The sequence below is a fragment of the Nocardiopsis listeri genome (genome assembly GCF_020741345.1).
GTDB lineage: Bacteria > Actinomycetota > Actinomycetes > Streptosporangiales > Streptosporangiaceae > Nocardiopsis > Nocardiopsis listeri_A.
This window is the reverse complement of record NZ_DYZD01000146.1, coordinates 1-11,791: the sequence shown is the minus strand read 5'-3', so window position 1 is coordinate 11,791 and position 11,791 is coordinate 1. Positions and strand designations below refer to the sequence as shown.

Sequence of the window (11,791 nt, the reverse complement as noted above, 5' to 3'; positions counted from 1 at the left end):
GTGTCCGCTCTCCCAACGCAGCGTGTCGTCCCCCAACAGGGTGCGTGCCGCGTTCAAGGACGTGGCCACGACGGTCGGGCCCTGCGGAAGGGAGTCCACCCGACTCCGGGTCTCGATCCGCACGCCCATTTCCCGGGCACGCGCGGACAGGTGTTCCACCCAGGCCCCCCACCCCCCGATCAGGTACCGCGGCGCGGGCCATCCCGGGGTGGTGACACGTTGGAACCGGTCCCAGACGAAGGCGGCCGACAGGCGGGCGGGCTCGGCGTGGAAGAGCACGACCCCCATCATGTTGCCGACGGCTCGTGCCGACTCCGCGCCCAGATGTTCGGTGCCCCAGGTGCCGAAGTCCACGTCGTGCGGGGCGCGTAGGCGCCGACGGGCCGCGGCCCGGAGCACCACGGACGGAGGGCCGCCGATCCGGTCCCGGTACCGCCACCGGGTTCCGAGCGCCGCCCTGATCGGCAGGGCCTTGGACGGCGGGACCAGGCCGCGCCGCTCCAGCCAGACGTAGGGCGCACCGTCCGAGTACAGGACGTGGGGACCGTCGTTGGCCACGTACGGGGGCTCGGTGGAGCGGGCCCGTCCGCCGAGCGTGGCATGGGATTCGTACAGGGTGACCGTGGCGCCCCTCTCGGCGCCGGCGATGGCCGCGGTCAGTCCGGCGAGGCCACCGCCCACAACGTTGAGTTCCATGTCCCTAGGACGGGTCGACCGCGCTCAAACGTGACAGCTTGTCGGGGTTGACCAACAGGTACACGTGCTGGACCCGCTCCTCGAAGACGTCCAGGGAGATCATGATCACCGCGTCTCCGGCGGCCGACACCAGCACCCCCGGACCGCCGTTGACCTCGGTGACCCGTATGTCCAGGTCGTCCATGCCCTCGACCCCGACCGAGGCGAGGAACCGGGTGACGTTGCGTTCCTCGGTGACGGCCACGAGGAAGCGACCCACCTTGTGCGCGCTGCGCAGCACCCGCAGGGGGGCCCTGGCCTTGCCGCCGCTGTCGCTCACCAGGGTGGCGTCGTCGGCGAGCAGGCCCTTGAGCCCGTCCAGGTCCCCCTCCAAGCAGGCCCGGAGGAAGCGTTCGGTGATCCGCCGTCGTTCGGCCCTGTCGGCCTCGAACCGGGGCCTGCGATCCCGCACGTGGTCGCGGGCGCGTTTGGCCAGCTGTCGGGTGGCGGCCTCGCCGCGCCCGATGACCTGCGCGATCTGGGAGTAGGGAAGCTGGAAGGCCTCGTGCAGGACGAACACGGCGCGTTCCAACGGGCTCAGCGTCTCCAACACCACCATCAGGGCGAACTCCACCGAGTCGGCGAGTTCGGCCCGTTCGGCGCCGTCGGGCAGGTCGCTGACCGGTTCGGGAAGCCATTCGCCCACGTAGGACTCACGCCGGGAAGCGGCCCGGCGCAGCCGGTCGATGGCCACACGGGAGACCACGGTGACCAGGTAGGCGCGCGGATCGTCGATCTCGGCCGGGTCGACCCCGGACCAGCGCAGCCAGGCCTCCTGGACCACGTCCTCGGCGTCGTTGGCGCTGCCCAGGACCCGGTAGGCGACCCCGTTCAACAGGGAGCGGTGCTCCTCGAAGACCTCTGTCGTCGTCATGACAGGGAAGACGTACCACCGTGCGCGGTCCGTGACACGTCCTCGGCCGATATCCGCCGAAACGACCCCCATGTCGCGGAGAGAGATCGAACGGTGACCCCCGAGGAACGGCAAACCACTTGCCCGGGAGGAGGGGTGCTTCTAGGTTGGCGCGATCGGCGGAGTCGAGGAGAGGGAGTGTCGTTGTACCGACTGCGTGAGTGGAACCGAGGGGACGTCGACCGGCTGCTGGAGGCCTTCGCCTGGGAGGACCTGGTCCGGCAGGAGCCCGGTGACCTTCCCCGCACCCCGGACCAGGCCCGAGAGTGGATCGCGCACCGGACCGAACAGGCCCGGGATCGAGACGTCCACGGGTTCGCCGTGGTGGACGGCCAGGACAAGGCGCTGGGACATGTGCAGATCTCGGTCGGCAGCCGAAGACATGAGCTGGGCTGGTTGTCCTTTTGGACGCACCCGGCCGAACAGGGACGCGGTGTCGCGACGGCCGGGGCGCGACTGGCCTCGCGGTTCGCCTTCGACGAACTGGACCTGTTCCGGGTGGAGGCGGGGCACCGACTCGACAACCCGGGTTCGTGCCTGGCGTTGAGCCGTGCGGGGCTGCTGCCGGAGGGGATCGAGCGGGCCAAGCTGCGGTACGGCACCTCCCGCTACGACACCGCCTCGCACGCGCGCCTGGTGACCGACCCGGACACCTGGACCCCCGAAGGCCCCTGCAAGGGCTGAAGGGGCCCGGTGCGAGCGGGGGAGCGACCGAACGGAACGCGGGGTACGGCGATGGATTCGCCGTGCCCCGCGCCGTCACCGGAGGAGTGCCGACTACTAGTCGTCCATGACGGAGATGCCGGAGTTGAAGTCGGTGTCGATGACGTTGCAGCCCTCGGAGCTGAAGCCGGCGAAGCTGATGACGTCGGCGCAGACGGGAACCGTGATGTTCTGGATGTCGGCGTTGTTGTCGGCCGCGGCGGTGCCGGACATGGCGCCCAGAGCGAGGCCGGTGGCGAGGATGAGACCGGAGACGGCGGTGATGCGCTTCATGCTGAGTGTTCCTTTGCGGTTCGCTGTGTGCAGGTGGTGACGGTGGCCGGATGGAGCCGACCCGGATGACTACCGGGTGATCAGTCGCTGACCGCGATGCCCGAGGTGGCGTCCCAGTCGACGACGTTGCAGCCGCTGGCGCTGACGCCGGAGGCCTTCAGGACGTCCAGGCAGATCGGGATGGTGACGTTCTGAACGTTGGCGTTGTTGTCGGCCGCGGCGGTGCCGGTGAAGGCGCCGAAGGCGAGGCCGGTGGCCAGGACGAAGCCGGAAACCTTGGCAATACGGGACATGCGAGTCACCTTTCGGAAGTACTAAAACGGGTTGGCTGCTGCCGCCGTAATTAACTTAGCGTAGCCAGGCGCATGCCTGAAGTAGTTTCCGCGAAGATTCCAGAGTTTCCCCAGAGTTTCCTCGGCTTCTCGGGCGGTATGACCGACATATCACCGCCTGGATCCCCGACGCGTTACACAACCGAAAGCACGACTAGAACAGGCTTCTGGCGAATGCATCGGAATCCATCGCTGTCCGCTCATCGGGGGCATGTCGGACGTGATGCGGGGTTCGAAGTGCATCGAATGCACAAAAAAGCCCGTACGGCGTATCCGCCGTACGGGCCCGAAGACCTGTTGGGACTACCAGCCCTGCTGGCCGTAACCCGGGTACTGCTGGCCGTAGCCGGGCTGTTGCCCGTACCCCGGCTGCTGCTGCCCGTATCCGGGGTACTGCTGCTGGTCGTAGCCCGGGTACTGCTGCGGCTGCTGACCGTAACCCTGGCCGTAACCCGCGTACGGGTCCGGCTGCTGCGCGCCCGTGGGGTGCTGCGGGTAGGCGGCCTGCTGCCCCGTCCCGTCCTGCGGCTGCTGGGGCTGTTGCGGCTGCTGGGCCTCGGCCTGCGCCGACTCCTTCGCCTTCTGCGCCTCGGTGTCGGGGCGGAAGATGAACAGACGGGCGGCCTGGGACTCCCCGTTCTCACTCGGGGTGATCAGGTCCAGACGCCAGCCGGCCTCCTCGATCCCCTCCAGGATGCGGGTCAGCCCCGGACGCAGCTTGCTCGAAGCCTCGTCGTAGGCGTTGACCTCCAGCTGGATGATGAACATCCGGCGCTTCTGCTGCGCGGCGACCTTGGCGTGTTCGACGACCGTGCTGTCCCTGACGACCTGTGTGACGCTCATGAAAACCGTACCCATCTGCTCTGCGGAGCTGCTTCACCCGTCGGGGCGTTCCCGGTCGTCCGCGTCCACCGTGGCGGGATTCCGCCGGGCTCCGAAACCATCATGCCTTCTATGGGTGCATCTGGCCACAGAGACCGAACGGACCCCCGCCCTCGTGATATGCGGTCAAGGGTCAGCCAGTGGCGGCGCGGACGGCTTCGACGACGGGCGTCTCACCGTTCACCAGGTTGAGAACCCGGCCGACGGTCCCTGGTTCGTCCAAAAGTGCGACGATCACGGCGGCGACGTCGTCACGGGTGACCGTGTCGCGCTCGACCTCCTCGCCCAGGTCCACCCGACCGGTTGCGGCCTCGTCGGTCAGACCTCCGGGACGCAGGATCGTCCAGTCCAGGTCGAGGTCGCGCTGACGCAGGTCGTCGTCGGCGGCCTTCTTCGCCGCCACGTACGCCTTCCAGACCTCACCGGCGTCCTCCGGAACCGGCTTGTCCACGTTGATCGCCGACACCTGGACGAGACGGCGCACCCCGGCGAGGGCGGCCGCGTCGGCGGTCAGCACCGCCGCCTTGTGGTCGACGGTCTCCTTGCGGGCCGCGCCGCTGCCCGGTCCGGCCCCGGCCGCGAACACCACGGCGTCGGCGCCCATGATCTTCTCGGTCAGCTCGGTCACGGTCGCCTGCTCCAGGTCGATCACGACCGGCTCGGCACCGGCGTCGACGATGTCCTGGGAATGGTCGGGGTTGCGGATGAGGCCCACAGGGGTGTCACCGCGGTCGGCCAACTGCCTGGCCAGTCGCAGCGCGATCTTCCCGTGTCCTCCGACGATGACGATACGCATGGGGGCAGCGTATTGCCTTGGCCCGCGGTGGACCGAGGACCGCCCCGGGCGACGCCTGTGAACTTCTCGACGTCGCCCGGGGGAATACCGGGCCGACCGGACTCCCGACCGGCCACCGAACCGCTAGTGCACGGTCCAGGTGTCGCCGCCGGCCAACAACGCGGCCAGCTCACCGTCGCCGCGTTCGGACCTCGCGTCCTCGATCTGCTCGTTCAACAGATCGTCGTAGGTGGGCCGGCGCACGTCCCGGAACACCCCGATCGGCACGTGTTCGAAGGCCGGCCGGTCCAGCCGGGACAGCGCGAACGCGTAGCCCGGGTCCTCCCGGTGCGCGTCGTGGCGGATCAACCGGTCCTCACCGACCTCGGCCACGTCGGCGACCTCCAGGCCGCCGAACCCGCCCGCGACCACACCGCGATCCGCCCCCAGCCGCAGCGGCTCACCGTGCTCCATCCGAAGCAGCCTCAGGTCGCGTGAGGACGCGTCCTTCAGCGGCTCGAAGGCGTCGTCGTTGAAGATCGGGCAGTTCTGGTAGATCTCCACGAACGACGCGCCGGGGTGGTCGGCGGCGGCCCGCAGCACCGACGTCAGGTGCTTGCGGTCCGAGTCCACCGTCCGCGCCACGAACCCCGCCTCCGCGCCCAGTGCCAACGACAGCGGGTTGAACGGGTGGTCCAGCGACCCCACCGGCGAGGACTTGGTGATCTTCCCGGCCTCGGAGGTGGGAGAGTACTGGCCCTTGGTGAGCCCGTAGATGCGGTTGTTGAACAGGAGGATGTTGATGTTGACGTTGCGACGCAGCGCGTGGATGAGGTGGTTGCCGCCGATCGACAGCCCGTCGCCGTCACCGGTGATCACCCACACCGACAGGTCCGGCCGGCTCGTCGCCAACCCCGTCGCGATCGCCGGCGCGCGCCCGTGGATCGAATGCACCCCGTACGTGCTCAGGTAGTACGGGAACCGCGAGGAGCAGCCGATCCCGGACACCATCACGATGTTCTCCCGGGGTACCCCCAACTGCGGTAGGAACGACTGGAACGCGGCCAGGATCGCGTAGTCGCCGCAGCCCGGGCACCAGCGCACCTCCTGGTCGGACTTGAAGTCCTTCATCTTGTACTGGGCGTCCGTCTTGGGCACCAGCCGCAGCCCGGCGAGGCCGTCCTCGTCGTGAACGTGCCCGGTTCCGTTCCGATTCTCAGTCACGGTCGATGACCTCCTGCAGCACACCCGCGAGCTCCTCCGCCTTGAAGGGAAGACCACGGACCTTGTTGTAGCCGATGACGTCGACCAGGAAGCGTCCGCGCAGCAGCAGCGCCAACTGGCCCAGGTTGATCTCGGGGACCACCACGCGCTCGTAGCGCGTGAGCACCTCGCCCAGGTTCTTGGGGAACGGGTTGAGGTGGCGCAGGTGGGCCTGGGCCACACGGCCGCCCGCCCGCCGCACCCGGCGCACTCCGGCGGTGATCGACCCGTAGGTGCCGCCCCAGCCCAGCACGAGCACCTTCGCGTCCCCGGTGGGGTCGGACACCTCCAGTTCGGGGATGTCCCGCGCGATGGCGTCGATCTTCGCCTGCCGGGTGCGGACCATGAGGTCGTGGTTGCCGGGGGTGTAGGAGATGTCACCGCTCTGGGCGTGCTTCTCGATGCCGCCGATGCGGTGCTCCAACCCGGCCGTGCCCGGCACCGCCCACGGGCGTGCCAGCGTGTCCTCGTCGCGCAGGTAGGGCAGGTAGACGCCGTCGGGACCGTTCGGTTCGGTGGCCAGGTCCGGTTCGATGACCGGCAGGTCCTCCACCTCCGGCAGCCGCCACGGCTCGGAGCCGTTGGCGAGGTAGCCGTCGGAGAGCACCACCACCGGCGTGCGGTACTTCACCGCCAACCGGGTGGCCTCGATCGCCGCGTCGAAGCAGTCTGCGGGGGAGGATGGCGCCACCACCGGGACGGGTGACTCGCCATTGCGCCCGTACATGGCCATCAACAGGTCGGTCTGCTCGGTCTTGGTGGGCATGCCGGTGCTCGGGCCGGCCCGCTGCACGTCCACGATGATCAGGGGGAGTTCCGTCATCACGGCCAGACCCACGGTCTCCTGCTTGAGCACCATGCCGGGGCCGGAGGTGGTGGTCACGCCCAGCGAACCACCGAACGAGGCGCCCAGGGCGGCGCCCACCCCCGCGATCTCGTCCTCGGCCTGGAAGGTCCGCACCCCGAACCGCTTGTGCCTGGACAGTTCGTGCAGGATGTCCGAGGCCGGGGTGATCGGGTAGGAGCCCAGGAACAGGGGGAGCCCGGAACGCTTGGACCCGGCGATGAGCCCGTAGGCCGTGGCCAGGTTCCCGGTGATGTTCCGGTAGGTGCCCGAGGGCAGCCGGGCCGGTTTGATCTCGTACGAGACCGCGAAGTCCTCGGTGGTCTCCCCGAAGTTCCACCCCGCCCGGAAGGCCTTGAGGTTGGCGTCGAGGATGTCGGGCTTGCTCGCGAACTTCGACCTCAGGAAGGAGGTCGTCCCCTCCGTCGGGCGGTTGTACATCCAGGACAGCAGACCCAGGGCGAACATGTTCTTCGCGCGCTGGGCGTCCTTCTTGGAGATGTCGGAATCGGCCAGGGCCGCCACCGTCATCGAGGTCAACCCCACCGCGCTCACCTTGAACGCGTCGAGGGTCCCGTCGGTGAGCGGGTCGGAGACGTAGCCGACCTTGGCCAGGCTGCGCTTGGTGAACTCGTCGGTGTTGACGATGATCGTGGCACCCTTCGGCACGTCACCGAGGTTGGCCTTGAGCGCGGCCGGGTTCATCGCCACCAACACGTCGGGGGCGTCCCCGGGGGTCACGATGTCGTGGTCGGCGAAGTGCAACTGGAAACTGGAGACACCGGGAAGGGTGCCGGCGGGGGCGCGGATCTCCGCCGGGAAGTTCGGCAGGGTCGACAGGTCGTTGCCGAACGACGCGGTCTCCTGGGTGAATCGGTCACCGGTCAACTGCATGCCGTCGCCGGAGTCGCCGGCGAAGCGGATGATGACGCGGTCGAGCTGTTCGATCTGTTTGGCCACTGAGATCGACGACCTCCTCGGTGAGCCGCCGGTCGTGGAGGCGGCGGCGCTCGGGTGTTCCACCCCCGGCCGGACCGCACCGTCGCGGGCCGGATGCCAGGGTCGGGGGCGGGGACTGCTGTCGTGGCCCTCACGCGCGCCGGGTGCGCCAACCCGGTGCGACGTGTGCGGCGTGTTCGGTGCGGGTACCGCGGCCGGATCGCGCGTGGCTGCCGACCTTCAACGGCACGGCCCACCACCCACCGTAAGGACGGGGTTCTCCCGCCCCCTCGGCGTGCGGAGTGACGAGGGCCACGTTCGCACTATAGGTCGTCGATACCGGGCAGAGGCCGGACGGGTGGTGATTGTCACACGTGGCGCTTCGCCCCGCGACCGCGCCGCCGGCGGCGCGGGTCGCAACACCGACCGGTCACATGGGGAACGCGAGACGCCGACCCGCACGTTTGTCACCATGTACGCATCAAAAGCCGGACACCGGCGAACACCGGAAGGGAGGGCGCGTGCACGTCAACGCGGTCCGCGCGGTCGGCCTGTTCGCCGGGGCCTCGGCGCTCATCGTCGTGGTCGGCTGGTTCTGCGGCGCTCAGAAGGGCGTCCAGATCGCGATCGCCCTGGTGCTGTGCGCGGGGATCCTCGTCTACCTGTTCGGGGAGTCCCTGGCGCTGCGGGCGATGCGGGCCCGACCGGTCAGCGAGATCGAGCGCCCAGAGCTGTACCGGATCGTTCGGGAGCTCGCCACGGCCGCCAAGCAGCCGATGCCGAAGCTGTACCTGGCGCCGGTGCGCTCACCCAACGCCTTCGCCACCGGGGGCAGCCCGCGCCGGGCGTCCCTGTGCTGCACGACCGGGTTGCTGCGCGTTCTCGACGAACGTGAACTGCGCGGGGTGATCGCCCACGAGCTGGCGCACATCCGCTCGCACGACACGCTGCTCAGCTCGGTCGCGGCGACCTTGACCACCCTCATCACCGCGCTCACCCTGGTGACCTTCCTGCTGCCGTTGGGGGAGTCCGAGGAGACGGACATGCCCAATCTGCTGGGAGGGCTGATGCTGGCCGTGCTGGCGCCGCTCGCGGGAGCGGTCGTCTACTGCGGAGTGGGACGGGCCCGGGAGTTCCGTGCCGACGAACAGGCCGCCGAACTCACCGGGGACCCGCTGGGACTCGCCGACGCGCTGCGCAAGCTGGAGTCCGGCAACCGGGCCCACCCACTGCCACGCGAGCGGGTGCTGTTGGCCACGGCGCACCTGATGACGACCAACCCGTTCCACGGTCCGGTGGGCCGGTTGTTCTCGGCGCACCCGCCGATCGCCGAGCGGATCCGACGCCTGCGCGCGCTGCGCCGCAAGTGGGACCTGGGCTGAACGCGACGACGGCCGCCCACCGGTGGCGGGAGGCCGTCGATCGTCGGTGCGTCAGCGGTAGTTGACGAACTGGAGGGCCAGGTCGAAGTCCTTCTCCTTGATGAGCGTCATCACGTTCTGGAGGTCGTCCTTCTTCTTGGAGCTGACCCGGAGCTCGTCGCCCTGGATCTGCGCCTTGACGCCCTTGGGGCCCTCATCACGGATGAGTTTGGAGATCTTCTTGGCGTCCTCGGTGGTGATGCCCTCCTTGAGGTTCACCGGGAGGCGGTACTCCTTGCCGGAGGGCTTGGGCTCCTCGGCGGCGTCCAGGACCTTCAGGGAGATCTTGCGCTTGATCAGCTTCTCCTTGAAGACCTCCAGGGCGGCGGTGGCACGCTCCTCGGCGCTGCTCTTGATCTCGATGCCGTTCTCACCCTGCCAGGCGATGGTGGTCCCGGTGCCCTTGAAGTCGAACCGCTGGGACAGCTCCTTGCCCGTCTGGTTCAGGGCGTTGTCGACCTCCTGACGGTCGAGCTTGGACACCACGTCGAAACTGGATTCGGCGGCCACGTACTCTCACACCCCGTTAGATCTCGTGGGTCACGGGCGGTGCCCGTGCACGTCTGCTCGGCCCGGTGCGGACCGGCTTCAGAGCTTAGCCGCGCCCCGCTCGGCACACCCGAAGCACCTGGTGGGGGCGCGCCCGAGGATCCGATTTCAGGTTCGGGCCGATCATCCGCTATTGTCATTCATGCGCAGCGACGCACGCGTCGCCGCAGCCCAGGCAGGTTGCCCGAGCGGCCAATGGGAGCGGACTGTAAATCCGTCGGCTTAGCCTTCGAAGGTTCGAATCCTTCACCTGCCACCCTGGGGAAGGCCCCGGTGAACAGCGGAAACGCTGATCACCGGGGCCTTTCGCGTTCCCGGTTCCTTGCAGGCCCTCCTCGCGGGGCTGCGGCCACTCGGTGGGTGACGCGGCCGCATCGGCTCCTGGGCGTACTGCGGTGTGCTCACCGTCCGGTTCCGCGATGGCCGCCGGGAGCCGGCAGGCCAGGTGTCGGTGGCATGGAGGCCGGGGTGTCGTACTTCCGGGGCGTGTTCACCACGGGTGGCGTGGTGCTCAGGGGATTCGGGCGGTCGCGAAGATGTCACGCCAGAGCTACAGGATGATCACTCTGAGTAATCTTTGCGGGGCGGGTGCGTGGCTCGGACGGGCTGATAAATCAGCGCATTGTCGTATTTGAGTTGCCCGGCGAAAAGAATTGATCCGGCAATATGGACAAAATGACTTCCGGGTTTCGGCGTTGACAAAAAAGTGGGGCCGGATAATGATTGCCACAGTCCACCGCGACACAGGTGCAAGAAGCGCCTGCGTCTTTTTCTGTCAATGCCTCGCATGATTTCTCGGGGGAAACATGATCAAGAAGCTGACCGCTGCTGGCCTGGTCGCCGGTGCCGCGATGGGCGCGCTCCTCATGGGAGCTCCCGCGCACGCCTCGCACGGTGGTGACCAGCAGTTCAACCAGAACCTGCAGCTGGTTCCGGTTCAGTCCTGCAACCTGACCGGCAGCGTCGGTCTGGTCGCCGTCACCGTGCCGATCCTGTCGCCGCAGACCACGGGCGACTGCGTGAACGGCCCCGTCGGCACCAACATCAGCTGATCCCGGCAATCGGTTCGACCGAAACGCTATCTCAAACTTTTTCGAAAGGTAATTCAATGCTGCGTAAGCTCGGCGTTGCCGGCCTCGTCGCTGGTGCCGCTTTCTCCGCCGTCCTGGCCGCCACGCCGGCGTCCGCCTCGCACGGTGGCGACCAGCAGTACAACCAGAACCTGCAGGCCGTCCCGGTCCAGCTCTGCAACACCGAGCTGGCCGTCGGGCTCCTCGCCGGTGTCAACGCGCCGATCCTGTCGCCGCAGACCACCGGTGACTGCATCAACGGCCCCGTCAGCACGAACATCCAGTAGGAGGATCTTCAGATGCTGCGCAAGTTCACCGCCGCCACCGCCATCGCCGGTATCGCCATGGGTGCGATGCTCGCGACCACGCCGGCCTTCGCCTCGCACGGTGGCGACCAGCAGTTCAACCAGAACCTGCAGCTGGTTCCGGTTCAGCTGTGCAACACCGAGCTGGCGGTCGGCCTGGTCGGCGCCAACGTGCCGATCCTGTCGCCGCAGACCGCCGGTGACTGCGTCAACGGCCCCGTCGGCACCAACATCGACCACGACCGTGGCGACGAGGGTGACAAGGGCGACGAGGGCTACGGCTACTACTAGTAGTGGACCGAGTCCGACGGGGCCGATCCGGTCCCGGTGACGGAACAGAGCTGTTCGAAGGCCCCCCGGCGTGTGCCGGGGGGCCTTTCGCGTTCACACCGGGATGATGGAGCCTTCGGACCCAGGAGGCGATATGAAGCGTGCACTACTGATCGGCGCGGTCCTGGCACTGGCGCTTTCCGCCTGTGGCGACCAGGACGAGCCGGACCGGGACGACGTTCCGTCCACGGACGACAACGGTGACGACGACCGCGACGACCGCGACGACCGCGACGACGGCGGCGCGGCGACCGAGGGGGACGTCCAGGTCCTCAACTTCCACGGTGACGAGGAGGGCTTCGACGAGCAGCGCCCCACGGAGTACGTGGCCACCGAGTTCACCACCTTCACCGACATGGAGTGGGACGAGTGGGGTGAGGACCAGGCCCGCGGAGAGGGCGAGGTCCTGGGCACCTGGTGCATGGACCAGAACTGTC

General features: G+C 68.4%; 14 protein-coding genes, 1 tRNA gene and 1 pseudogene. 7 read left to right on the top strand and 9 right to left on the bottom strand.

The window, feature by feature from the left end:
- Window positions 1-696, bottom strand: a 696-nt coding sequence (locus tag K8V84_RS08510; protein WP_304072682.1) for an NAD(P)-binding protein, incomplete at its 3' end; no start/stop codon positions are given.
- 4 nt (window positions 697-700) lie between these two features.
- Entirely contained in the window at window positions 701-1,609 is a 909-nt protein-coding gene (sigJ, locus tag K8V84_RS08505) for an RNA polymerase sigma factor SigJ (RefSeq protein ID WP_304072680.1), read from the bottom strand.
- 183 nt (window positions 1,610-1,792) lie between these two features.
- On the opposite strand from sigJ, the gene K8V84_RS08500 reads away from it, so the two are divergent.
- Window positions 1,793-2,332, top strand: a complete 540-nt coding sequence (locus tag K8V84_RS08500; protein WP_304072684.1) for a GNAT family N-acetyltransferase — start codon at window positions 1,793-1,795, stop codon at window positions 2,330-2,332.
- A 96-nt stretch (window positions 2,333-2,428) separates the two neighbouring features.
- Here K8V84_RS08500 and K8V84_RS08495 read toward each other — a convergent pair whose 3' ends face one another.
- From K8V84_RS08495 to K8V84_RS08470, 6 genes are all read right to left on the bottom strand, one after another.
- A complete protein-coding gene (locus K8V84_RS08495; protein ID WP_304072678.1) occupies window positions 2,429-2,644 on the bottom strand; it encodes a hypothetical protein in 216 nt (71 codons plus the stop codon).
- Window positions 2,645-2,724: 80 nt separating this feature from the next.
- The gene (locus K8V84_RS08490; protein WP_304072675.1) at window positions 2,725-2,937 is read right to left on the bottom strand and encodes a hypothetical protein; all 213 of its coding nucleotides are present in this window, start codon (window positions 2,935-2,937) and stop codon (window positions 2,725-2,727) included.
- A 342-nt stretch (window positions 2,938-3,279) separates the two neighbouring features.
- On the bottom strand, window positions 3,280-3,819 hold the full coding sequence (locus tag K8V84_RS08485) for a hypothetical protein (RefSeq protein WP_304072673.1): 540 nt from the start codon (window positions 3,817-3,819) through the stop codon (window positions 3,280-3,282).
- Between the two features lie 172 nt (window positions 3,820-3,991).
- A complete protein-coding gene (locus K8V84_RS08480; protein WP_304072671.1) occupies window positions 3,992-4,654 on the bottom strand; it encodes an NAD(P)H-binding protein in 663 nt (220 codons plus the stop codon).
- Between the two features lie 123 nt (window positions 4,655-4,777).
- Window positions 4,778-5,857, bottom strand: a complete 1,080-nt coding sequence (locus tag K8V84_RS08475) for a 2-oxoacid:ferredoxin oxidoreductase subunit beta (protein ID WP_304072668.1) — start codon at window positions 5,855-5,857, stop codon at window positions 4,778-4,780.
- Window positions 5,850-7,700 (bottom strand): 2-oxoacid:acceptor oxidoreductase subunit alpha, encoded by a 1,851-nt coding sequence (locus tag K8V84_RS08470; protein WP_304072665.1) that lies wholly within the window; start codon window positions 7,698-7,700, stop codon window positions 5,850-5,852. The genes K8V84_RS08475 and K8V84_RS08470 overlap by 8 nt, the downstream gene beginning before the upstream one ends.
- A 500-nt stretch (window positions 7,701-8,200) precedes the next feature.
- Between K8V84_RS08470 and K8V84_RS08465 the strand changes: the two genes are divergently transcribed.
- Window positions 8,201-9,061: a M48 family metalloprotease gene (locus K8V84_RS08465; RefSeq protein WP_304072663.1), complete on the top strand. Its 861-nt coding sequence runs from the start codon at window positions 8,201-8,203 to the stop codon at window positions 9,059-9,061.
- 51 nt (window positions 9,062-9,112) lie between these two features.
- Here K8V84_RS08465 and K8V84_RS08460 read toward each other — a convergent pair whose 3' ends face one another.
- Window positions 9,113-9,610 (bottom strand): YajQ family cyclic di-GMP-binding protein, encoded by a 498-nt coding sequence (locus K8V84_RS08460; RefSeq protein ID WP_304072660.1) that lies wholly within the window; start codon window positions 9,608-9,610, stop codon window positions 9,113-9,115.
- A 213-nt stretch (window positions 9,611-9,823) separates the two neighbouring features.
- Between K8V84_RS08460 and K8V84_RS08455 the strand changes: the two genes are divergently transcribed.
- The 5 genes and pseudogenes from K8V84_RS08455 to K8V84_RS08435 all read left to right on the top strand — a co-directional run.
- Window positions 9,824-9,905: transfer RNA gene (locus K8V84_RS08455), tRNA-Tyr, on the top strand.
- A gap of 550 nt (window positions 9,906-10,455) precedes the next feature.
- Window positions 10,456-10,701 (top strand): hypothetical protein, encoded by a 246-nt coding sequence (locus K8V84_RS08450; protein ID WP_017578673.1) that lies wholly within the window; start codon window positions 10,456-10,458, stop codon window positions 10,699-10,701.
- Window positions 10,702-10,757: 56 nt separating this feature from the next.
- Window positions 10,758-11,006: a hypothetical protein gene (locus K8V84_RS08445; RefSeq protein WP_304072654.1), complete on the top strand. Its 249-nt coding sequence runs from the start codon at window positions 10,758-10,760 to the stop codon at window positions 11,004-11,006.
- A 12-nt stretch (window positions 11,007-11,018) separates the two neighbouring features.
- Window positions 11,019-11,315 (top strand): hypothetical protein, encoded by a 297-nt coding sequence (locus tag K8V84_RS08440; RefSeq protein WP_304072651.1) that lies wholly within the window; start codon window positions 11,019-11,021, stop codon window positions 11,313-11,315.
- A gap of 133 nt (window positions 11,316-11,448) precedes the next feature.
- Window positions 11,449-11,791: pseudogene (locus K8V84_RS08435) on the top strand (hypothetical protein); the annotation flags it as partial.

Coding starts and splice junctions, on each gene's coding strand:
- sigJ (WP_304072680.1), bottom strand. CDS start 1,609: ATGACGACGACAGAGGTCTTCGAGGAGCACCGCTCCCTGTTGAACGGG.
- K8V84_RS08495 (WP_304072678.1), bottom strand. CDS start 2,644: ATGAAGCGCATCACCGCCGTCTCCGGTCTCATCCTCGCCACCGGCCTC.
- K8V84_RS08490 (WP_304072675.1), bottom strand. CDS start 2,937: ATGTCCCGTATTGCCAAGGTTTCCGGCTTCGTCCTGGCCACCGGCCTC.
- K8V84_RS08485 (WP_304072673.1), bottom strand. CDS start 3,819: ATGAGCGTCACACAGGTCGTCAGGGACAGCACGGTCGTCGAACACGCC.
- K8V84_RS08480 (WP_304072671.1), bottom strand. CDS start 4,654: ATGCGTATCGTCATCGTCGGAGGACACGGGAAGATCGCGCTGCGACTG.
- K8V84_RS08450 (WP_017578673.1), top strand. CDS start 10,456: ATGATCAAGAAGCTGACCGCTGCTGGCCTGGTCGCCGGTGCCGCGATG.
- K8V84_RS08445 (WP_304072654.1), top strand. CDS start 10,758: ATGCTGCGTAAGCTCGGCGTTGCCGGCCTCGTCGCTGGTGCCGCTTTC.
- K8V84_RS08440 (WP_304072651.1), top strand. CDS start 11,019: ATGCTGCGCAAGTTCACCGCCGCCACCGCCATCGCCGGTATCGCCATG.